At 72.0% G+C, this 20,704-nt stretch carries 24 protein-coding genes; 9 read left to right on the top strand and 15 right to left on the bottom strand.

The genetic code is table 11. The annotated features are described in order from the left end of the window. Positions 1-16: 16 nt before the first annotated feature. From modA to ACFY12_RS33970, 3 genes are all read right to left on the bottom strand, one after another. Positions 17-820, bottom strand: coding sequence for a molybdate ABC transporter substrate-binding protein (gene modA / locus ACFY12_RS33980; protein WP_390719846.1), 804 nt, complete (start codon positions 818-820; stop codon positions 17-19). A 65-nt stretch (positions 821-885) separates the two neighbouring features. Beyond that, on the bottom strand, positions 886-1,281 hold the full coding sequence (locus tag ACFY12_RS33975; protein WP_390719828.1) for a molybdopterin-binding protein: 396 nt from the start codon (positions 1,279-1,281) through the stop codon (positions 886-888). A gap of 146 nt (positions 1,282-1,427) precedes the next feature. Beyond that, complete coding sequence (locus ACFY12_RS33970; RefSeq protein WP_390719827.1) at positions 1,428-2,171, bottom strand: dienelactone hydrolase family protein; 744 nt, start codon at positions 2,169-2,171, stop codon at positions 1,428-1,430. A gap of 329 nt (positions 2,172-2,500) precedes the next feature. On the opposite strand from ACFY12_RS33970, the gene ACFY12_RS33965 reads away from it, so the two are divergent. Genes ACFY12_RS33965 through ACFY12_RS33945 form a run of 5 tightly spaced genes read left to right on the top strand, consistent with a single transcriptional unit; the run spans position 2,501 to position 6,336 of the window. Beyond that, positions 2,501-2,686, top strand: coding sequence for a hypothetical protein (locus ACFY12_RS33965; RefSeq protein ID WP_390719826.1), 186 nt, complete (start codon positions 2,501-2,503; stop codon positions 2,684-2,686). A 50-nt stretch (positions 2,687-2,736) separates the two neighbouring features. Next, entirely contained in the window at positions 2,737-3,399 is a 663-nt protein-coding gene (locus ACFY12_RS33960) for a hypothetical protein (protein ID WP_390719845.1), read from the top strand. Next, positions 3,396-4,379 (top strand): DUF6895 family protein, encoded by a 984-nt coding sequence (locus ACFY12_RS33955; protein ID WP_390719825.1) that lies wholly within the window; start codon positions 3,396-3,398, stop codon positions 4,377-4,379. The genes ACFY12_RS33960 and ACFY12_RS33955 overlap by 4 nt, the downstream gene beginning before the upstream one ends. After that, on the top strand, positions 4,376-5,299 hold the full coding sequence (locus ACFY12_RS33950; RefSeq protein WP_390719824.1) for a DUF6895 family protein: 924 nt from the start codon (positions 4,376-4,378) through the stop codon (positions 5,297-5,299). The genes ACFY12_RS33955 and ACFY12_RS33950 overlap by 4 nt, the downstream gene beginning before the upstream one ends. Next, positions 5,296-6,336 (top strand): serine hydrolase domain-containing protein, encoded by a 1,041-nt coding sequence (locus tag ACFY12_RS33945; RefSeq protein ID WP_390719823.1) that lies wholly within the window; start codon positions 5,296-5,298, stop codon positions 6,334-6,336. Before ACFY12_RS33950 ends, ACFY12_RS33945 begins: the two co-directional genes overlap by 4 nt. A 62-nt stretch (positions 6,337-6,398) precedes the next feature. Here ACFY12_RS33945 and ACFY12_RS33940 read toward each other — a convergent pair whose 3' ends face one another. The 4 genes from ACFY12_RS33940 to ACFY12_RS33925 all read right to left on the bottom strand — a co-directional run bounded on the left by ACFY12_RS33940 (position 6,399) and on the right by ACFY12_RS33925 (position 11,768). Continuing rightward, positions 6,399-8,429, bottom strand: a complete 2,031-nt coding sequence (locus tag ACFY12_RS33940; protein WP_390719822.1) for an ATP-binding protein — start codon at positions 8,427-8,429, stop codon at positions 6,399-6,401. A 104-nt stretch (positions 8,430-8,533) separates the two neighbouring features. Then, the gene (locus ACFY12_RS33935) at positions 8,534-10,363 is read right to left on the bottom strand and encodes an alkyl/aryl-sulfatase (protein WP_390719821.1); all 1,830 of its coding nucleotides are present in this window, start codon (positions 10,361-10,363) and stop codon (positions 8,534-8,536) included. 247 nt (positions 10,364-10,610) lie between these two features. Next, entirely contained in the window at positions 10,611-11,057 is a 447-nt protein-coding gene (locus ACFY12_RS33930) for an SPW repeat protein (protein ID WP_390719820.1), read from the bottom strand. A 138-nt stretch (positions 11,058-11,195) separates the two neighbouring features. Next, positions 11,196-11,768: a histidine phosphatase family protein gene (locus ACFY12_RS33925; RefSeq protein ID WP_390719819.1), complete on the bottom strand. Its 573-nt coding sequence runs from the start codon at positions 11,766-11,768 to the stop codon at positions 11,196-11,198. A 306-nt stretch (positions 11,769-12,074) separates the two neighbouring features. Between ACFY12_RS33925 and ACFY12_RS33920 the strand changes: the two genes are divergently transcribed. Together ACFY12_RS33920 and ACFY12_RS33915 are read left to right on the top strand one after the other, a co-directional pair. Next, positions 12,075-12,290: a CbtB domain-containing protein gene (locus ACFY12_RS33920; protein WP_066939286.1), complete on the top strand. Its 216-nt coding sequence runs from the start codon at positions 12,075-12,077 to the stop codon at positions 12,288-12,290. A gap of 14 nt (positions 12,291-12,304) precedes the next feature. Beyond that, positions 12,305-13,063 carry a CbtA family protein gene (locus ACFY12_RS33915; protein WP_390719818.1) on the top strand — a complete coding sequence of 253 codons (759 nt, stop codon included), beginning with the start codon at positions 12,305-12,307 and terminating at the stop codon, positions 13,061-13,063. A gap of 127 nt (positions 13,064-13,190) precedes the next feature. Here ACFY12_RS33915 and ACFY12_RS33910 read toward each other — a convergent pair whose 3' ends face one another. Further along, a complete protein-coding gene (locus ACFY12_RS33910) occupies positions 13,191-13,595 on the bottom strand; it encodes a GNAT family N-acetyltransferase (protein ID WP_390719817.1) in 405 nt (134 codons plus the stop codon). A 50-nt stretch (positions 13,596-13,645) separates the two neighbouring features. Then, positions 13,646-13,906 (bottom strand): hypothetical protein, encoded by a 261-nt coding sequence (locus ACFY12_RS33905; RefSeq protein ID WP_390719816.1) that lies wholly within the window; start codon positions 13,904-13,906, stop codon positions 13,646-13,648. 407 nt (positions 13,907-14,313) lie between these two features. On the opposite strand from ACFY12_RS33905, the gene ACFY12_RS33900 reads away from it, so the two are divergent. Both ACFY12_RS33900 and ACFY12_RS33895 read left to right on the top strand, forming a co-directional pair. Then, entirely contained in the window at positions 14,314-15,402 is a 1,089-nt protein-coding gene (locus tag ACFY12_RS33900) for a nitrous oxide reductase family maturation protein NosD (RefSeq protein WP_390719815.1), read from the top strand. A gap of 41 nt (positions 15,403-15,443) precedes the next feature. Next, positions 15,444-16,472 (top strand): methyltransferase, encoded by a 1,029-nt coding sequence (locus tag ACFY12_RS33895; protein WP_390719814.1) that lies wholly within the window; start codon positions 15,444-15,446, stop codon positions 16,470-16,472. An 81-nt stretch (positions 16,473-16,553) separates the two neighbouring features. Here ACFY12_RS33895 and ACFY12_RS33890 read toward each other — a convergent pair whose 3' ends face one another. The 6 genes from ACFY12_RS33890 to ACFY12_RS33865 form a co-directional block, all read right to left on the bottom strand. Then, positions 16,554-16,880 carry a TcmI family type II polyketide cyclase gene (locus ACFY12_RS33890; RefSeq protein ID WP_390719813.1) on the bottom strand — a complete coding sequence of 109 codons (327 nt, stop codon included), beginning with the start codon at positions 16,878-16,880 and terminating at the stop codon, positions 16,554-16,556. Positions 16,881-16,957: 77 nt separating this feature from the next. Continuing rightward, entirely contained in the window at positions 16,958-17,431 is a 474-nt protein-coding gene (locus ACFY12_RS33885; protein ID WP_390719812.1) for an SRPBCC family protein, read from the bottom strand. A gap of 1 nt (position 17,432) precedes the next feature. Next, positions 17,433-17,738, bottom strand: coding sequence for an acyl carrier protein (locus tag ACFY12_RS33880; protein WP_390719811.1), 306 nt, complete (start codon positions 17,736-17,738; stop codon positions 17,433-17,435). 15 nt (positions 17,739-17,753) lie between these two features. Then, positions 17,754-19,004, bottom strand: coding sequence for a ketosynthase chain-length factor (locus ACFY12_RS33875; protein WP_390719810.1), 1,251 nt, complete (start codon positions 19,002-19,004; stop codon positions 17,754-17,756). After that, positions 19,001-20,269: a beta-ketoacyl-[acyl-carrier-protein] synthase family protein gene (locus ACFY12_RS33870; RefSeq protein WP_390719809.1), complete on the bottom strand. Its 1,269-nt coding sequence runs from the start codon at positions 20,267-20,269 to the stop codon at positions 19,001-19,003. Before ACFY12_RS33870 ends, ACFY12_RS33875 begins: the two co-directional genes overlap by 4 nt. After that, positions 20,266-20,700 carry a cupin domain-containing protein gene (locus ACFY12_RS33865; RefSeq protein WP_390719808.1) on the bottom strand — a complete coding sequence of 145 codons (435 nt, stop codon included), beginning with the start codon at positions 20,698-20,700 and terminating at the stop codon, positions 20,266-20,268. The genes ACFY12_RS33870 and ACFY12_RS33865 overlap by 4 nt, the downstream gene beginning before the upstream one ends. Positions 20,701-20,704 lie beyond the last annotated feature (4 nt).

Raw genomic sequence — 20,704 nt, 5'->3', positions numbered from 1 at the left:
GTGCATACGGCCGCGCCTACGGCTTCTGGAAGCCCGCGCGCTGCAGGATCCCTTGCGCCTCGGGCGTGCTCAGCCACTTCACGAACGCGGCGGCCGCCTCGGCGTGCGGAGCGGACTTCAGGGGCGCGGCGGGATAGGACGCGACGGCGTTCTGGGCGTCGGGGATGTCGATCGCGTCGGTCTTCTTCGGCGCGGCGGCCGCGTCCGTCTTGTAGACCAGTCCGGCGTCCACCTCGCCGAGCGCGACCTTGCTGAGCACGGCGCGGACGTTGGGCTCCAGGGAGAGCGGCTGGACGCGGAGCTTCTGGGCGTCCAGGATCTGCCTGCTGTAGCGGCCGACCGGGACCGCGGGGGCGGCGAGGGCGACCTTCACCCGCTTGAGGTCGGTGAGGTCCTTGAGGCTCGTGATCTTCTTCGGGTTGCCCTCGCCGACCGCGATGACCAGGCGGTTCTTGGCGATGACGGTCGGCGTGCCGACGTCCGCCCTCAGCTTGTCCATGGTCTTGGTGTCGGCGGTGACCAGGGCGTCGGCGGGGGCGCCCTGGGTGACCTGGGCGGCGAGTTCCTGGGAACCGGCGAAGGAGAAGTTCACCTTCGTCCCCGGATGCTCCTTCTCGTAGGCCGCGCCGGCCTTCTTGAAGACATCGGTCAGCGACGAGGCTGCCAGCACGGTGAGCTCCGTCGCGGCGGCACCGCCGTCGGACTTCTGGGCACCACCGGCCTTCGTGCCGTCGTCCTTGCCGCAGGCGGCGAGCGGGAGGAGGAGGGCGGCGGTGACGAGCGCGGCGGCGCCACGGCGCACGGTACGGAACTGGGGCATGTGGGGCATGGACGGGACTCCTTGCGGCCTCGGGGGGAGCGGGACGGGCGTTCAGGTGCGGACGGTCACGTGCGGTCGATGTGCACGCTGGTGGACTTCACACGGGCGGTGGCCTGCATACCGACCTCCAGTCCCAGTTCTTCCACCGCTTCCCGGGTCAGCAGGGAGACCAGGCGGTGCGGTCCGGCCTGGATCTCGACCTGGGCGGCGACATCGCCGAGGGTGACGGCGGTGACGATGCCCGGGAAGGCATTGCGCGCGGAGGTGTACGAGGCGTCGTCCTCGCCGGTGCCGTGCTGCGCCAGTTCGATCGAGAAGGCGGCCAGATCGCGCCCGTCGATGAGGCGGCGGCCGCTGTCGTCGCGATGGGTCGCGACCTTGCCGGCGTCCGCCCAGCGGCGGGCGGTGTCCGGGCTCACGCCCAGCAGCCGCGCCGCCTGGCCGATCGTGTAGGAGTGCATATGCGTCAAGATAGGCAGCCAAAGCTGGCATGTGCAATGCAGAAGGCGAAGTTCCCCAGCACATGCCAGGGCAGCGGGAGGAAGGGGCGAAGCGCGGGAGGAAGGGGCGCAGCGCGGCCGGAACCGCCACACGCCCCTATCGGTGGTCAGCCGCTGAGGTGGCGGCCGAGGAATTCCAGGACGCGCTGCCAGGCCTCTCCCGCGACCTGGGGCCGGTAGTTCGGCCGGTTCACGGCGAAGAAGGCGTGTCCGGCGCCCTCGTAGGTATGGAAGGCATGGACCTTGCCGTGCTTGCGCAGTTCGTTCTGGAGCTCCGCCGTCTCGGCCGGGGACGGGTGCTGGTCCTCCGCACCGAAGAGGCCCAGCAGGGGGCAGCCGAGGTCCTTGGCCAGGTACAGGATCGGTTCGACGGCGAGCGGGGAGTCCTCGGGCGGGCGGCGGGCGACATAGGCCCCGTAGCAGTCCACGGCGGCCTGCAGATCCAGGCTGCAGGCCGCGAGGAAGGACTGACGGCCGCCCGAGCAGTAGCCGATCGTGCCCACGCGCCGGTTGGACGAGCTGAGTCCGCGCAGATAGCGGGCGGCGCCGGCGACGTCCCCGATCAGCCGGTCGTCGGGGACGCCGCCCCGCGCTCGGGCCACCGCGGCGGCCTCGTCCGGGTCCGCGCCGGGGGCTTCGCGGCTGTAGAGGTTGGGGCAGACCGCGGCGAATCCCTCGGCGGCGAACCTGCGGGTGATCTCCTTGGTGCCGGTGTCGTAGCCGGGCGTGTGGTGGATGACCACCACCCCTCCTACGGGCCCGGGGACCAGCGGCCGCGCGGAGTACGCCTCGATGAGGTCGCCGCGGTGACCGGTGAGGGTGACGGTCTCTGCCAGGAGTGCGTCGTACATGGTCGTGCCTGCCCTTTTCTTCCCTTGCCTGCCCCTTGCCTGCCCTTGCGCTCCTTGTCTTCCCTCATCTCCGGCGGCGGCCCCGGTGACCGCCGGAATCGCCCCGCCGGGAGGGCCTCCGTCACCCTCCCGGCCCTCACTCCGCCGTCCGTGGACCGGTACCGGACGGATCGCCAACTCGTCGGTGGAGCAAGGGGTTTGGGAAAAGAAGTCGCCGTCCGAGTCCTGACGCCAGGTCACACGATCTTACCAATGTGAGGCTTTTCCGCGTTGCGATGCATTTATCCCGATGTGAATCTGGTATCCCATCGCCAAAAGGAGTTGATCGCATGGTTACGGATCGCACTGCGCCGGCCGAGGCCGGTGCCCTGGCCGCCGAGGTCGAGGAGCTGCTGGAACCCGCGGAGGCGGACGGCGTCTTCCGCGACACCCGCGAATGTGGAGGCGGGCTGCTGCTGGGCGCGCTCCTCCTGATCTCGCCGCCGACCCCTCGGCCCAAGACTGACACTCGTTAAGGGGAAAAGCGTTGGCTGAACAGACGCAGGGAGCTGTCCCATTGAGCGCTGTGATCGCCGATGCCGCAACCGGGGTCGCCCTCGCCCTGCGGGGTGAGGGCGGCCCTTACGCGTTGTCGGGCGTGCTGCGGCAGGAGGACACCCTGACCCCGGCCGCCGTCCGGGTGCTCGGCGCCGACGCGCTCGCGCCGTACGCCATGGAGCACCTGGCGGCGCCCTTCGGCGCGGACGACGAAGCGGTAGTCCGGCAGGCGCTCGCCGCCTTTCCGCCGAAAGCGGATGCCTCGGAGGTCTCCGTGTGGAGCTACCGGGGCCTGGTCGAGGCCTCCCACACGTTCCTGCCCGGAGCCGGACGGCAGTGGCCGGCGGTACCCGAAGCCGACACCGGCTGGGTCGGGAGCGAGCCCTGGCCGAAGCTGTCGCACCAGGTGTCGCAGCTGGCCGCGCTCGCGCTGCCGGGGCTGGCGCCCGGCCTCGCCGAGCAGCTGGCCGCCCGAACCGACGACCTGGCCCGCGGTTTCGTCCGGGCGGTCCGCCGCCGGGACTGGCCGCAGGCGGCCGGACTGGGCCGCTGGCTGGCCCGGCTGCCCGACGTACCGCGGACCCTGGGTCTGGACAGCGGGCTGGCGTTCGTCCGTCAGCTGGGTGGCGCCGACCCGCGGGTGACGCTGCACATCGTGGCCGCCCAGCGCTTCCACGGGCGGGGCTGGTGAGCGCCGGCCACGGCGACCCCGGGCTGCTGGACCACCTCGTCCGCGGCAGCCTGGGGTGGCTGGAGGGGGCGCGCGAGTCCTTCCGCCTGCCCCCGGACGTGACGACCGACGCCGACCCCAACCTCACCCTCAAACCACTCGGCGAGCTGGCCGAACTGACCCAGCTGATCGGTGTGCTGCACCCGCGCGACGAGATCCGGCTGACCGCCCGGGGGCTGTTCGGGTTCGCCTGGAACGAGACCCGGGACGGTGAGCTGTTCACGGAGCTGATCCGCGGGGAGCCGTTCGCCACCTATCCGGTGGAGCTCTACGGGACCTTCGCCCAGGCCGGGCTGCGCCACGCCGAGGTCGACGATCTGCTGCGGACCACCACCCGGCTGCGCGGCTGGCGGGTGGCCCGCGAGGACCACACCCGTACGCTCGGCGTGCTCAACGCGGAGCGGCGGATCGGGCTGCGGCAGCACGCCGACTTCGCCACCGTACTGGAGCTGACCGGTCTCGGCCGGCTGCCGGAGCCGTGGGCACTGGACCGCAAGGCGGTCTACGGCGTGACCCACGATGTCTTCCACCTCACCGACTGGGGGCGCAACCGCCGGCGGATGTCCCCCGAACTCGCCGGCTACCTGCGGCTGTGGCTCCCCGCCTGGCTGGAGAACTGGCTGGAGGAGCAGCTGTGGGACCTGGTGGGTGAGCTGCTGGCCGTGACGGCCTGTCTGCCGAAGGCGCCGTACGATCCGGTGGCCTGGCAGCGACTGGCGGATATGCAGGCGGCCGATGGAAGCGTGCCGGAGACGGGCACGGCGCCCGCCTCGGGCGACCCCGGTGAGGCCTTCACCGCCTGCTACCACTCCACCCTGGTGACCGCGTTCGCCGCCACGCTCGCCCGGATCGCCGCCGACGAGGCCGGGACCGGCCCGACGGGCGGGAACCCGGCGCTGGTGGGCGGGCGGACGCCCGGCGAAAGCGAGCGTGCCCCGTGACCGCGACGGCCGCGTCCCCCGCCCTGCTGCACGGTGTCGGCGACCGGGCCCTGACCTGGCTCGACGACCACCGTGAGTACTTCCGGCTGGCCCCCGACGACTTCGTCGACAACAGCACGGTCGTCGAACGGCTCAAGCCCATCGGGGAACTGGCGCTCAATATGCGGGTGCTGTTCCGGGAGGGGGTGGCCGGCTCCCGGCAGCAGGCCCGCGCCGGGCAGCTGCTGGACTTCACCTGGCGGGAGCTGCTCGACGGCGGCAACGTACTGGCCCGGCTCCAGCACGACGAGCCGCTGTCGCCCGTTCCCCTGGAGGTCTATGCGACCTTCCACGAGCTGGGCCACCGCCATCCGGGGCTGGAGGCGGCGGTACGGACCGGCCGGCGCACCCTCACCTGGACGGCGCTGGAGATGGTGCCCAACCGGCGGCTCGGGGTGCTCAACGCGGAGCGCAAGCTGGGCCTGGTGCCCAGCGGCGACTTCGACGAGGCGGTGGCCCGCACCTGGCTGGGGCAGCTGCCCGAGCCGTGGACGGTGCAGCTGCACATCGGCTACGACCTCACCCACACTGTCTTCCACCTCACCAACTGGGGCGAGTTCCCCGAGCGGATCCCGCCGGCCGTCGCCGACTACCTCACGCGCTATCTGCCGGCGTGGACGGACGACTGGGCGGACCTGGAGCACTGGGACCTGCTGGGCGAACTTCTCGTCGTCGACGCCTGTCTGCCGCGGCCCACCCTGGACGCGGGGCTGTGGGAGCGGTACGCCGCCGCGCAGTCCCCTTCCGGTGCGATGCCCATCCAGCGCGGGATGCCGCGGGGCGATCCGGCGCGCGTCTTCGACCTGGTCCACCACCCCACCCTGGTCGCCGCGTTCGCCTCCGCGATGGCCACCTCCCGGGCGATGTCCGCCGCGCGATGAGCGCGGCACGCGGCACCGCGCTCGCCGACCGCCTCGCGGACGCGGTGGCCCGTATCGACGCCCCGGACGTCGTGGTCGCCGTCACCCGGCGCGGTGTGCGGACCGTGCTCACCGGGGGCTCCGCGCTCTCGCCACCGACACCGCGCCACGCCCTGCGCTACGAACTGGGCTCACTCTCCAAGACCTTCACCGTGCTGCTGCTGGCCGAGCTGGCCAGGGCCGGGGCGCTCGCCCTGGACGACCCGCTCTCCGCCCACCTGCCGCCGGACCTGCCACTGCCGCATCCGCACTCGCACCGGATCACCCTGTGGCATCTGGCCACCCACACCTCGGGGCTGCCGCGGATCCCCGCCGACCTGGTCGCCGGTGCGCTGCTGCGTCCGTACGACAACGCGTACGCCGCCTACGACACCGAGCGGCTGCTGCGCGCCTTCGCCCGCACCCGGCCCCGGAACCGGCCGGGCACGCGCTGGCGGTACTCCAACTTCGGAGTGGCACTGCTCGGCCCGGCCATGTCCCACGCCGCGGGCGCCGGCTACCCCGCGCTGCTCAGGGAGCGGGTGCTGGGCCCGCTCCGGCTGACCGGCACGACCCTGGGGCCGGGGGCCACCGGTACCGACGCCGTCGGCCACCGGACGAACGGGGTGACGCCGGTGGCCAGCGCCGACATGGGCGCCTTCGCCGCCTCCGGCGCGGTCCGGTCCACCCCCGGCGATCTGCTCGGCTACCTGGAGGCGCACCTCTCCCCCGAGGACTCGCCGCTGTCCGGGCCGCTGCGGGACGTGCAGGTGCCGCTGCTGCGCCGCGGCTTGCGGCACCGGCACACCCACACCCTGACGTGGTATCAACACCCGGCTCCGCACGGACCGTTGCTGTTCCACCTGGGTGCGACATTCGGGCAGCAGGCGTTCCTCGGCTACCACCCGGCGACGCACACCGGGCTGGTCGCCCTGGCGACCCGGCGCGGCCACAGCTGCCGTCTGACCGGCACCGCCTACGACCTGCTGTACGCGCTGGCCGGCGAGCCGGCGCTCTGAAACCGGGGCGGGCGTTGCCTGTTGGGGCACTGGGGCCCGTTCCATGGGTGAGGGCAGTACGCCTAGATCTCGCCCGCCGCGATCCGGGCGAGGATCGTTTCGGGGCGCTCCGCGCAGGACCGCCGGAAGGCCTCCTCGTAGGCCCGGTCGCCGATCGCCGCGCGGGCCCGCCGTTCGCACTCCTCGCGGACCGCGCGCAGTTCGGGTACACCACGCTGCGGATATCCGACGGTGCGCCAGACGGCCTTGCCCATGCCGTAGACCCGGGCGGCCGCCGCGCCCTGGCCCTGGGCGGCCAGCGCGGCGGCGAGCAGGTCCAGGCCGAGCCCGGTGCCGAAGCTGTCACCGGTGCCCGGTTTGGCGGCGAGCATCGCGCGGGCGTGCTGCGCCGCTTCCTCAGGACGCCCTTGGTACAGCGAGATCAAGGAGAGCTGGTAGTCGACGTAGGAGCGGAACCACGGGCTGCCGCGGCGCACACAGGCCCGGCGCAGTGCGGTCGCACCGGCCCGCGACTCGGTGAGCCGGCCCAGGGCGGTGAGCGCGAACACCCGCAGGAGGTGGCAGCGCAGCCGGCCCGGGGTGGCGTACGGGTCGCCCGGTGTGCGGCCGAGTGCCTCTTCCGCGAGGGTGCGGGCGGTCAGCGGGCGGCCTGCCATCAGGTGGGTGGAGCCGATGAGGTACGAGGCGTCGAGCGCCGCCTCCGCCCTGCCGCCCGCGCGCGCCGCGTCCGCGCACTGCCGGCCCAGTGCGCCCGCGGTCGCCAGGTCGTCCTGGTAGAGGGCGATGATGCCGAGCACCCACAGCGCCCGGATGCGGGCCGGTCCCGGTGTGCGGTGTGCCGCGACGGCACGGATCAGGTAGCCGTGGGCCTCCTGCGGGCGGCCGTCGCAGCTCCAGACGAATCCGATGGACGCGCTCAGCTCCAGGGCCCGCTCCGGGTCGGCGGTCAGGAGGTGGTCCAGGGCGGCGCACAGGTCGACGTGGGCGTCGGTGACCTTGGTGTGCCAGGCGGGGTGTTCGGGTCCCTGGAAGCCGTCCACGGCACGGTGCGCGAAGGAGACGAAGTGCGCGGCGTGCCGGTCCGCCAGGTCCGCGGTCTCGCCCAGTTCGCCGAGCCACATCCGGCCGTACTCGCGCAGCGTGTCGAGCATCCGCCACCGGGCACCCTCGCGGCTGAGGACGGACTGGGCGGCCAGACCGGCGAGTACGGTGCGGATGTCCCGCTCGGCGAGCGGGCCGCCGGCACAGACCGCCGCCACGGCCTCCGTGTCGAAGGTGCCGCGGAAGACGGAGAGCCGGGCCCACAGCAGCCGTTCCAGCGGCGCGCACAGTTCATGGCTCCAGCCGATGGCGCAGCGCAGTGTCCGGTGCCGTGGGGGGAAGGCCGGCCGGTCTCCGTCGAGGGTGTCGAAGCGGGAGGTGAGCCGTTCGGCGACGCTCTCGACGGAGCCGGCCGCCAGCTGGGCGCCGGCCAGCTCCAGGGCGAGCGGGATGCCTTCGAGGCGGCGGCAGATGGTGGCGGCGGCCGCCGCGTACCGGGCGTCGGTGAGCCGCAGTCCGGGGGCGGCGGCGCGGGCCCGGTCGGCGAGCAGGGCGAGTGCGTCGTTCTCGCCCGTGCACGGCAGCGGGCCGACCTCCGTGACCCGCTCGCCGGCCAGGTCCAGCGGCTGCCTGCTGGTGACGAGCACGGTCAGGTGGGGAGCTGTGGTCAGCAGGTCGCCGAGCAGGTCACGGCAGGCGTCGACCAGATGCTCGCAGGAGTCCAGCACCAGCAGCAGCCGTTTGCCGGCGAGCCACGCACAGAGCGCCGCGACCGGTGCGCGCGTGGTGTGATCGGCGAGCCCGGCGGCGTCGCAGACCGTGGCGGGCAGCAGCTCGTCCCCGCGCAACGGCCACAGGGCGGCCCAGGCCACGCCGTCGGGGAACCAGGGTGCCGCGGCCCGTGCGGCCCGTTGGGCGAGGCGGGTCTTCCCCACGCCACCGGGTCCGGTCAGGGTGATCAGCCGGTGCTTCGCCAACTCCCGCCCGATTCGGCGTAATTCGATCCGTCGGCCGACAAAGCTGGTCGACTCCTCGGGAATGTCGCTCACCACGCGCCCAGTCTGCCCCAGCCGGCGGGCCGGGTGGCGTGGGGTGGCGCAGGTGAGCGGGGCGCGAAGTTGACGCCGGGTGGTGGGGCTGCTGTGGTCAGGTGTGGTCAGGGCGTCACGATGGGGAAGGCGGGGTCGGGGGTGGTGAGGAGGCCGAGGAGCTGGTGCAGCGCTCCGGCGGCCTCGTCGGCCCGCGCGGCCCCGTCCGGGCTCCGGCCGGCGAGCACCTCGACCAGCTGGGGTTTGGTGAGGGTGAGCGTCAGGTCCGGGCCGCGGCCGTCGGGTGCGGCGGGGGCGCCGGGTGAACTGAGGTGGGTCAGCGCGCCGTTGGAGAGTGTCAGCCGCCAGGTCCGGTCCTCGTCGGGGAGGTAGAGGTCGAGAGTGAGCGCCGTGGACCAGGCGCGGGGGCCGTCGACGCGGATGGCGAGCGAGTCGAGGAGCTGGTCGACGGTGAGCGCCCGGTCCAGCTCGGGGCTGGTGCTGTTCGGCCGTGCGTCGGCGAGGGTGCCGCACAGTTCCCTCGCGCCGGTGAGGTAGAAGTTGCGCCAGGTGCCGTTCTCGCAGCCGTAGCCCAGCCGCTCGTAGACGAGGGCGAGTTCGCGCCGTGCGCGGACGTTCTCCGGGTCGGCGAAGACGGCGTGGCCGAGGAGGGTGGCGGCGAACCGGAGATCGCCGTCGGCGGCGTACTGCTTGCCCGCGTCGACGGTGGCGTCGATGCCGCCCAGGGTGTGCACATAGCGCTTGGCCTGTTCGGCGGGCGGGTGCTCCCACAGGTGGGCGGGGTTGCCGTCGAACCAGCCGAGGTAGCGCTGGTAGATGCCCTTGACGTTGTGGCTGAGCGAGCCGTAATAGCCGTGGTTGGCCCATACCTGGTCGAGGCCCGGCGGGAGCCGCAGTTCCTCGGCGATCTCGGCTCCGGTGAGGCCCTCGTTGAGCAGCCGCAGGGTCTGGTCGTGCAGATAGGCGTACAGGTCGCGCTGGTCGGCCAGCAGGGCCCGGATGCGCTCGCGGCCCCAGGTCGGCCAGTGGTGGGAGGCGAAGGCGACCTCCGCCTCGTCGCCGAAGAGGGCCAGCGCCTCGCCCAGGTAGCGGGACCAGGCACGGGTGTCGCGGACGACGGCGCCGCGCAGCGTCAGGACGTTGTGCATGGTGTGGGTGGCGTTCTCGGCCAGGCAGAGCGCCCGGTGCGCCGGGAACCAGAAGTTCATCTCGGCGGGCGCCTCGGTGCCCGGGGTGAGCTGGAAGACGATGGGTACGCCGTCGAGGATCTCCTCCTGGCCGGTGCGGGTGATGTCCACGGTCGGCGGGATCAGGCTCACGGTGCCGGTGGAGTGGGTGGCGCCCAGGCCGCAGCCGATCTGGCCGTCCGGCCCTTTGGGCAGCTCGGTGCCGTACATGTAGACGGCGCGTCGCCGCATCGCGGTGCCCGCGTAGACGTTCTCGCCGACCGCGTGGTCCAGGAAACCGGCGGGGGCGAGCACCGGTACGGGGTGGTGGCCGGGCGGCAGGACGCCGCGGGCGCCGCCGAAGTGGTCCACATGCGAGTGGGTGTAGATCAGGCCGGTGACCGGCCGGTCGCCGCGGTACTGACGGTAGAGCTCCAGGGCCGCGGCGGCGGTCTCCACGGACATCAGCGGATCGATGACGATCACGCCATGGTCGCCCTCGACCAGCGTCATATTGGACAGGTCCAGGCCACGGGCCTGGTAGATGCCGTCGGTGACCTCGTACAGACCCTGCCGGCTCACCAGCCGGCCCTGGCGCCAGAGGCCCTGGTGCGCGGTGTCGGGGCAGTTCTGGGCCAGGAAGCCGTACGCCTCGGCGTCCCAGACGACCCGGCCGTCGTCCGTGGTGACCTCGGGCGGATCGAGCGGGGCGATGAAGCCACGGTCGGCGTCGGCGAAGTCTTCGTGATCATCCACGGGCAGATCGGTCACGGGACGCCACCTCTCCGGGGCGGTCGGCCGGAGCCATACCCCTTGTAACCGATTTAACCCCAATTAGGGAGGTATCGGGAGGTGGCCGAATGCGTCCCCGTCACCGACGTCGGCCGGGACGGAGGGGCGCGCCCGCAGGGTCGCGGCGAGCGCCCCCGGCGAGACCGCAGCCGCCGGCCCGCTCGCCACACCAGGCCGGCGAGCGGGCCGGCGCCGTGTCGCACTCCCCCGCCACGGGGAGCACACGTCACGTGGTGGTCGTGCGGCGGCTCCTGGCGGCCACGGCGACACACAGGGCGCCCAGCAGGAACGTCAGGGCACCGATGACGACGTTGTTCCAGACGACACCGGCGTCCGGGCCGCTGCCGACGATCCATGGCGAGATGACCAGCCAGGCACCGATCGCGCACATCGCGCCACTCAGGCCGTACATCCGCTCAGGGGCCACGGTGAAACCGACCGCCATCAGGGCGATCGCGACACCGAGGATGAGGTTGTGGGTCATGAGCGCGGGCTGAGAGGCCGAGAAGTGGACGATCCACGGAGAAGCGGCGCAGTACAGGCCGACCAGGAACACCGGTCCGTCGACGAGTACCACGTCACGTCCGCCGAGAACCCGCTCGTACCGAGCCTGCATCTCAGATGCGTCGGGGTGACCTGCGAGATCTCCCCTGTGGTGTGAGACGTCGGCCATGCGACTCGCCTCCTTCGTTCGCAAGTCCGGCCGTGCTCGCGCGGCATCGGGCCACGCAATCTTTATTTTGCACTTATGCCGCCTTTATGGATAGATGAGGCGAAAGTGGATTGTGCGGCGTTCCGGCCACACCCCGGCTCACCTGCGGTCCAGCCGCCGACCCAGCCCCAGGTTCCAGCGTCCGCCCCGGCCGCTCAGCTCGGTCACGGTCAGCGGCGCCACATCCAGACGCCAGAACGCAACCGCCGGAACGCTCAGCGCACACACCGCCGCGGCCCGTACGACATCCGGCTCGACCACCGCCAGCACCCGGCCCGGCTCCCGGGCCGCAGCGGTCAGCCAGTCGCCGATCCGGTCGCACAGCCGCCGCAGCGACTCCCCGCCGTGCCCGTCGAAGTCCGGGTCGGAGAGCCAGGCGGAGACCGCCGCCGGTTCGGCACCGGCGACCTCGTCCAGGGTCCGGCCGCGCCAGCCGCCCATCGCACAGCCCGCCAGCTCCGGCGCGGACCGGGCGGACAGTCCGAGCTCCACGGCGGTGTCCCGACACCGGACGGAGGGCGAGACGAGAACCCGGTCGGCGGCCGGCAGCGATCCGGCGACGGCCCGGACGCGGCGCAACCCCGCCTCACTCAACGGGCCGTCGTCATCGAAGCGCACCTCGCGCTGCGCCTCACCCGCGGCCGGTGAGACCAACATCACCCGAGTTGTCATGCCCACTCCCTCACTCTGCGCCGTTCACCAACCGACCGTACGTACAGGGGAGTTGTCCGGACGGCGCGCCCTGCCCTGCGCCTCTCCGCCCCCTCCACGGCCTTGGCCCGGGGAACGGTGCGCGGTACCTTCCCGATGATATTGACGACGACATGACGGAAGCCGGTGGGATCCCGGCGCGGTCGCGCCACTGTATGTCCGGTTTTGACCAGCCCAGCGGGGCCGGGGCCGGATAAGCCAGACCCGGCATGTCGCCCCGTACTCCACCGAACAGGGACGCGAGTTCCCCTCACAGGAGGTTCTGCCATGGCTCAGACCATCGCACCCCCGGCCGCCGGCGCCGCCCCCGCTCCGCTCCCCCTCAAGACGATCGCCCCGTGGGCACTGTTCGTCGGCGTCCTGATGCTGGTTCTGCTCTACTTCGTCGGCGCCGAACAGGGCGCCACCTCACTGCTGTCCGGTACGGACGTCCACGAGTGGGTACACGACGGGCGCCACCTGCTCGGCTTCCCCTGCCACTGATCGGACGCCGCACCATGAACTCCGTCACCGTCAGAAACCTCCTGCTGCGCGGGATGCTCGCCGGTCTGGCCGCCGGCCTCCCGGCCCTCGTCACCGCCTATCTGCTCGGCGAACCGCATGTGGACGCCGCCATCGCGTTCGAGGAGGCCCACAGCCACAGCCACGGGGGCGAGGTGGAGGCCGTCAGCCGCGCCATGCAGTCCACCGCGGGGCTGGCCACCGGCATCCTGGTCTACGGCGTGGCGCTGGGCGGCATCGCCGCGCTGGTCTTCTGCTTCCTGCTGGGGCGGATCGGCCGGTTCAGCACCCGGGCCACGGCCGCGCTGCTCGCCGCGGGGGCGCTGCTGGTCTACCTCGTACCGTTCCTGAAGTACCCGGCCAACCCGCCGGCCGTCGGCGATCCCGACACCATCGGCCAACGGACGGCCCTGTACTTCCTGATGATGCTGCTCGGCATCCTGCTGGCCGTCGGCGCGACGATCCTCGGCCGACGACTCGCTCCCAAGCTGGGCAACTGGTACGCCACGGTGGCGGGCGGCGCCGCGTTCGTGGTCGCCGTCGGGATCGCGTACGCCTTCCTGCCGGCCTACGACAATGTGCCGCACGGGTTCCCCGGCGCGGTGCTCTGGCAGTTCCGACTGTCGACGCTCGCCGTCCAGCTGGTGCTGTGGACCGCCTTCGGGCTGGTCTTCGGCCATCTGGCGGAGCGCGTCGTCCCGGCACACCAGGAGGCGGCACCCGCGGTCGAGGAAGCGGCACCCGTCGCGTCCTGACCAAGGTGCCGCCAGGGGACGGGCGCCACACACAGGGAGCACCACGCAAAGAGCACCACACAGAGGGAAGAGCCCGCGGTCGTGCGCCGCGGGCTCTTCTCCTTGCCGCGCGACCGGGCGCGCCTCATCAGACGGTGCTGAACCGCAACTCCGGGCGTCCCCACATGACCTTCGGCGGCGACGGCGCGACCGTCCCCACCCGCTCGGCGCCCAAGCACCGGTAGAACTCCTCGGCCGGGGGATGAGAGACCACGCGTACGTCCGTCAGGCCGGCCTCCCTGGCCTGGCCGATCATGTGCTCGACGAGGAGCCGGCCGATGCCCCTTCCCTGCGCGCTGTCCGCCACGAAGGCCAGGTCCAACTCCGGTGGTTCCAGCACCAGCGCGTAGAAGCCCAGCAGCTCCCCGACCGCGTCGATGGCCACGAAAACCCGGTGCCGGGCAATGTAGTCGGCGGTGATTCGGTAATCGGAGATGATCGAGGCGTATTTCCCCCGGTAAGCGCCGGATTCCCCTCCCCCGTCCGGTGTCACGTCCTGCGGCCCCGCGCCCCTATGGCCCCGTGTCCCTATGGCCCCACGTCCTATGTGCCCGCGTGCCGCCCCAGGTAGATGACGAGTGCCAGGAAGACCAGCACCAGATGGGTGACGACGATGGAGAGCAGCACCTGTCGCCACCGGCTGCGCCGGGGTGTGCGGGGCGTGACGCGTATCGCGCCCGGCAGCCGCGCCAGCTGGGCCCCGGGCCGGACGGCGGTGGTACGGGTCCGCCGGACACCGCAGCGCGGGGAGCCGCGGCGGCGGACGCCGGCCTCGGGGCAGCCTCGGCCGTGTCCGCGGACCACGCGGAGCGTTCCCCGCCCGGGAGGCCGGCCCCGGCACGGCCCGGAGGGCGAGGGTATGCAGGTGCGCGAACGGACCGCCCGCCAGGGCGGCGGCCCCTTCCGCCTCGGTACGCCGGTCATCCACGATCACCCTGCCCCGGCCGCCGGACCGGCGACAGCGCCCACGCCTGTTCTCCGCGTTCCGGCCGAGCGGCCCTCGCGTCGACTGCAACTGTAATGCCTTCCCCAAGGCCGGTGCCGGGGACCGGTCCGGCAGGCACCGGTCCGGTGGGGACGGGTCCGGCGGCGGGACGAAGCTCCCCGCGCGGCGGAGCTGACGGCGTGTCGACAGGTGGCCGCTGCAAGCACCTTCGCCATTGGGTCAGCCCGTGTGGCGAGCGGTGGTGATCGACCATAGCTTCGGCCTCATGGCGCTACGACAGATGACATACATGGGCTGCGTCGCGGCGGTGCTGACCGGCGGACTGGGCGCGGCCACTCCGAGCGACGCCACGGAACGGCCGGACGCCACGGGACGGCTGGTCGTCCGCTCCGGCGAATCCATTCAGCGGGCGGTGGACGCGGCACGGCCGGGCGACACCATCAAGATCAAACCTGGTGAGTACCGGGAGAGCGTGGTGATCGACAAATCCGGGCTGCACCTGGTCGGATCCGGGAAGGTGGTGATCAGACCGCCCGGAAACCGGGCGCAGAACGCCTGCGGTGCACAGAGCGGCAGCGGCATCTGCGTCGTCGGTCGCAAGGACCACCCGCTCCGTGACGTCACCCTCCGCGGGCTGACCGTCGAGGGCTTCCCGCGCAACGGCATCTGGGCGTCCGACACCGAGCGGCTCTCCGTCATCGATGTGGCCGCGCGGAAGAACGGTGTGTGGGGCATCGCCCAGCAGAAGTCCACCCGCGGTGTGATCAAGGGCAACGATGTCACCGAGAACGGCGACGCCGGCGTCTTCGTGGCCAACACGGTCACCGAGGAGGGCGGCGCCCCGGACCTCGGGGGCACCCGGATCGAGCACAACCGTATGTGGAACAACCGGATCGGCCTGACGGTCCGCCGGGTCAGGAATCTCTCGGTCGCCCACAACAGCATGACCGGGAACTGCGCCGGCCTCTTCATCGTCGGCGACGAGTCCCGCCCCCGGGCCGGCGAGCTGACCGTACGCGACAACGACATCTCCCGGAACAACAAGCAGTGCCCCGCCACCAAACGCCTGCCGGCCCTCCAGGGCTCCGGCATCGTCCTCACGGGCACCGAAAAGGCGCGGGTGTTGAACAACCGGATCCAGGGCAACGTGGGCAGGTCCCCGCTCTCCGGCGGTGTCGTCGTCTTCCAGAGCTTCGTCAAGGCGCTCAGCGAGAACAACGACGTCTTCGACAACACGCTGGCGGACAACGAGCCGGCCGACCTGGTCAACGCGGACGCCAAGGGCAAGGGGAACCGGTTCAGCCGCAACTACTGCCGGACCTCCAAGCCGGCCGGTCTGTGCGGCAAGTCCTAGGCAGCCCCGGACAGTTGGCCCCGGAGAGTCGGAGAGACGGGATGACCACCGTAAGTTCCACCCCTCAGCCGGCCATGCGGCTGCGCGAGATCGTCTTCGGAGCCGCATGCGCGGCGGCCGTGCGGGCCGCGGCGCGGCTCGGGGTCGCCGATGCCCTCGGCGACCGGCCCGCCACGGCCGAGGAGCTGGCCGCCGCGGTGCGCACCGAGCCGGGACCGCTGAAGCGGCTGCTGCGCGCGCTGTCCTGCTACGGGATCTTCGCGGAGACCGACGACGGACGGTACGTCCATACCGAGATGTCCCGGTTGCTGCGAGAGGACGCGCCCAACAGCCTGCGGTACATCTCTCTGTGGTGCACCGAGCCGTGGACCTGGGAGGCCTGGCCCCGGCTCGACGAGGCGGTGCGTTCGGGGCGCGAGGTCTTCAACGGTCTCTACGGCAAGGGCTTCTTCGACTATCTCCATGAGGACGCGGCGGAGTCCGCCGAGGTCTTCGACCGTGCCATGACCACGTCGAGCCGGCAGTCCGCCGACGACATCGCGGGGCTGCTCGACCTCACCGGGGCGTCGTCCGTGGCGGACATCGGCGGCGGCCAGGGGCACGTCCTGGCCGGCCTGCTGGAGAAGTACCCCGCCCTGGAGGGCACGCTGCTCGACCTGCCCACGGTCGTGGCGAACCCGGACCCCCGGCTGCGGGACGGCGGGACGCTCGCCTCACGGGTGCGGCTGGTGCCCGGCGACTGCCGCGACGACATCCCCGTCCGGGCCGATGTCTACATCATCAAGAACATCCTGGAGTGGGACGACGAGAGCACCCGCCGGACGCTGGCCAATGTCATCCGGGCCGCCCGCCCGGGCGCCCGCGTCGTGATCATCGAGAACCTGGTCGACGACAGCCCCTCGATGAAGTTCACCACCGCCATGGACCTGCTGCTGCTCCTGAACGTCGGCGGCGCCAAGCACACCAAGGAGAGCCTGGTCAGCCGGATGACCCAGGCCGGGCTGGAGGTCGGCGAGATCCTGGTGGTCAACCCGTATCTGCACGCCTTCGAATGCACCGTCCCGGCGTGAGGCGGTCCGGTCATGAGGAAGCCCGTGCACGGAGGGCCGCCCGGTGAGGAGGCTCCTCCTGGCCGGGCGGCCGCGTGCGCGTCAACCGTCGCGCTCCCAGCGGTAGAACTCGTGGGCCATGGCGTCCTTGGGGCTGCGCCAGGTGTCCGGGTCGTACGCGCTGACGTAGGCGGACAGCTTCTCGCTCACCGCGCGGAACTCGGGGTGCCCGGTGACCTTGGCGATCTCCGGTCCCGGGGGCCGGTCGGACTCGATGAGGTGCAGATACACCTCACCGAACTGGAAGAGGGTCCGTCGCGAGACGCCGACCAGGTGCGGCAGCTCCGTACGGTCGGAGGCCGAGAAGACCTCGGCGATGTCCGGAGCCGAGCCGGGTTTCATACGGGCGACGATCAGAGCGTGGTGCATCGGGGGGTTCCCTTCGTTGCCGCCGGCGGGCGGTCCGCTGCCGCCGGCGGGCGGTCCGGCCGCGGTCCGGCGGGGCGTCAGCTGACGGGGGTGGTGCGCAGCTCGCGGTCCCGCTGTTCGATCTTGTCCCGGATGAGCTCCATCTGGATCCGGGAGTTGCGGTTGATGAGGTCGGTCATGCCCTTGTCGTCGACCGGGGCCTGCGGCTTCATGGCGAAGTCCTGCGTCCAGTGCATGGACGTGCCGCCGGGGATCTCGGTGTACCGCCAGTGGATGTCCATGTGCTCGAACGGGCCGGTCTCCACCCGGCGGGCACGGACACTGCGGTTCCGGCGGTCGACCACGCGCTCGGAGACCCAGCTCCAGACGGTTCCGTTGTCGTCCGGGTGCATCGTCAGCCGGAAGGTGGTCTTGTCGCCTTCGCGGGACAGCACTTCGACCGAGGCGTACTCGCTGAACAGCTGCGGCCAGTCCTCGATGTCGTTGGTGATGTCCCAGACGAGGTCGAGCGGCGCGGCGATGGTGATGTCGTTCTCGGTGTGGCCGGGCATATCAGGCTCCTGTCGTAGGCACCGCCGCCTTTTCGGCGCCGGCGTATTCGGTGGTGACGAGGTCGGGTCCGGTGTTGACGAGAGCGAGGAAGTCACGCGGGGTCTTGCAGCGCTCCGCGTCGGTCGGCATCGGGCGGCCCTGCCGGTTCTCCAGCTCGCCCACGATGCCGAGCAGGCCGAGCGAGTCGAGGCCGAACTCGGCGAAGGGCGTATCGGCGCGGTTGGCCAGGTCCTGCGGGTCGATGGTGAGGCCGGCGGCCGACTTCATCAGCGCCGCCAGCTCGTCGAGCGTCAGTTGAGCGGTCATCACGGGATCTCCTTCTCACGAGGGGGACGTGGGGCCGTGCCGCAGCACCATCGCCGCGTTGGAGCCCATCAGTCCCCGGCTCAGCACCAGCGCCGTGCGCAGTTCGCCGGGGCGGGCCCGGCCGGTCACCACGTCGATGTCGTGGCACACATCGACGACGTTGGGGGTGGGCGGCACCACGCCGTGCTCCATGGCGAGCACCGCGGCCGCGATGTCCAGGACGGGGGCGCCGCAGTACGCCCGGCCGGTGCCGGTCTTGGGCGCGGTGACCGGGACCCGCGCGGCGTGCCGGCCCAGGGCGTCCATGAGGGCCAGTGCCTCGGCCCGGTCGGCGGAGGGGACGCCGAGGGCATCGGCGAACACCACGTCGATCTCCTCCGGTTCGCACCGGGAGTCCTCCAGCGCCCCGCGGATGGCGTGGGCGAGCCCGTCGCGGGACTCCTGCCACAGCGAGGCACCGGTGAACGTCGCGGCGTGCCCGGACAGTACGGCCCGGACGGGAGCGCCGCGCCGCACGGCCGCGGCGGCCTCCTCGACGACCAGCATCGCGCCGCCCTCGGCGGGCACGAATCCGCAGGCGGCGCCGGTGAACGGACGGTAGGCGCGGTGCGGGTCGTCGACCACGCTCAGATCCTCGTAACCGAGCTGGCAGACGATCGAGTAGGGGGCCAGCGGTGCCTCGGCGGCGCCCACGACGACGGCGTCGGTGCCGCGCCGTATGGTGCGGCAGGCGTGCGCCAGGGCGTCCAGGCCGCCCGCCTCGTCGCTGGCCACGACGCCGCAGGGGCCCTTGAATCCGCCGCGGATGGAGATCTGTCCGGTGCTGGCCGCGTAGAACCAGGCGATGGACTGGTACGGGCCGACATGGCGGGAGCCCTGGCCCCAGAGCCGTTGCAGCTCGCGCTGGCCGAACTCGCCGCCGCCGGAGCCGGCGGCCGTGACGACGCCCACCGCGAACGGCGAGTCGTTGTAGTCGGCACGGCCGAGCCGGGCGTCGTCCAGCGCGAGGTTGGCCGCCGCCATGGCGAAGTGGGTGAACCGGTCGGTCTGGACGAGGTAGCGCTCCTCGATCAGATCCCCCGGGTGGAAGTCGCGGACCTCACCGGCGACCTTGAGCGGCAGGTGCTCGCAGCCTTCGCGGGTCACCCGGTCCAGGACGCTGATGCCCTCCATGGTCGCTTTCCAGAAGGCGTCGGTGTTCACGCCGTTGGGGGCGATCACTCCGATGCCGGTGACGACCGAGCGCCGTTCTGCCGGGGAGTTCATCGTGCCCTCCCGCCTTGTCGGGTCAGGACGACCGCTGACTGGAATCCGCCGAATCCGCTGCCGACCGAGAGCACCGAACGCATCGGCACCTCCCGTGCCGTCCTCGGCACGTAGTCGAGGTCGCACTCCGGGTCCGGGGTCTCGTAGTTGGCCGTGGGCGGCACGACCTGGTGGGTCAGGGCCAGCACACAGGCGACGATCTCGATGGCGCCGATCGCGCCGAGCGAGTGGCCCACCATGGATTTGATGGAGCTCATCGGCACGTTGTGGGCGTGGTTGCCCAACGACCGCTTGACCGCGGCCGTCTCGTGCCGGTCGTTCTGCTGGGTTCCGGAGCCGTGTGCGTTGACGTAGTCGACCTGGGTGGGGTCGAGCCGGGCATGGGCGAGGGCGTTGTTGATCGCCTCGGCCATCTCCAGGCCCTCCTGGGTGAGCCCGGTCATGTGGTAGGCGTTGCCGAAGGTGGCGTAGCCGCGGATCTCGCAGTGGATGGTCGCGCCGCGGGCGCGGGCGTGTTCCAGTTCCTCCAGGACGACGACGGCGCCGCCCTCGCCCATGACGAACCCGTCGCGGTGGGCGTCGAAGGGGCGGGAGGCGTGGGCGGGGTCGTCGTTGTTCGCGGAGGTCGCCTTGATGGCGTCGAAGCAGGCCACGGTGATCGGAGAGATCGGCGAGTCCGACGCTCCCGCGACACAGACGTCCACCCGGCCCTCCTCGATCGAGTGGAAGGCGTAGCCGATGGCGTCGAGGCCGGAGGTGCAGCCCGTGGAGACGGTCTGCACCGGGCCGTGGGCACCGACCTGTTCGGCCACCGCGGAGGCGAGCGAACTGGGGGAGAACGCCCGCTCCAGGTAGCGGCCGGCCGGGCGGTGGTCGACGTCCCACCGCTCGCCGTGGTCGCTGACGGCGACATAGTCGTGTTCGAGGCGCGTGGTGCCACCGACCGCGGTGCCCAGCGACACCCCGATGCGCCAGGGGTCCTCCTGGCCGGTGTCCAGTCCGGCGTCGCGCAGCGCCTCGTCCGCGGCGACCATGGCGAACTGGATGTACCGGTCGGAGCGGGCGATCTTGTCCTGGGACAGCCCGTGCTCCGAGGGATCGAAGTCGCACTCGGCGGCGATACGTGAGCGGAAACCCTCCGGGTCGAAGAGGGTGATGCCACGGGTCGCCGTCCGGCCGGCGGACAGCAGGTCCCAGAAGGCCGGTACTCCCACACCGCCGGGCGCGACGATCCCGATCCCGGTGACCGCCACGCGGCGGGTCATGACACCGGCTCCGTACGTTCGGGAGGCGCGGCCGGGGTGCTCTCCTCCGTGGCCTCGGTGTCGACATGGCCCAGCTCGGGGCGCGGGGCCAGCGGGCCGAGGTGGAAGACCATCCGGGCCTCCACGTCCCCCACGTTGCGGAAGCGGTGGCGCATGTACGGCGGGATCATCAGCCCCTGGTCCGGGCGCAGCGGGTACGTCTCCCCGTCCAGGTCCACTTCGAGCGAGCCCTGGACGACGTAGACGAACTCCTCGGAGTACGGGTGGTAGTGCTCGCCGATGCGCTCACCGGGCTGGACGAGTGCCATGCCCATGAAGCCGCTCGTGGCGCCCACCACGCCGGGGGTCAGCATGGCGCGCAGGTCGCCTCCGCGCCGGCGGTTGGGCTTGGTCTCGCTGAGGTCCACGATGCGTGGGCGGTGCGTGGTCATGGCT

This window comes from Streptomyces sp. NPDC001339, assembly GCF_042895955.1.
Lineage (GTDB): Bacteria > Actinomycetota > Actinomycetes > Streptomycetales > Streptomycetaceae > Streptomyces.
The sequence above is the reverse complement of the archived record's forward strand: the minus strand, read 5'-3'. Positions and strand labels throughout refer to the sequence as shown.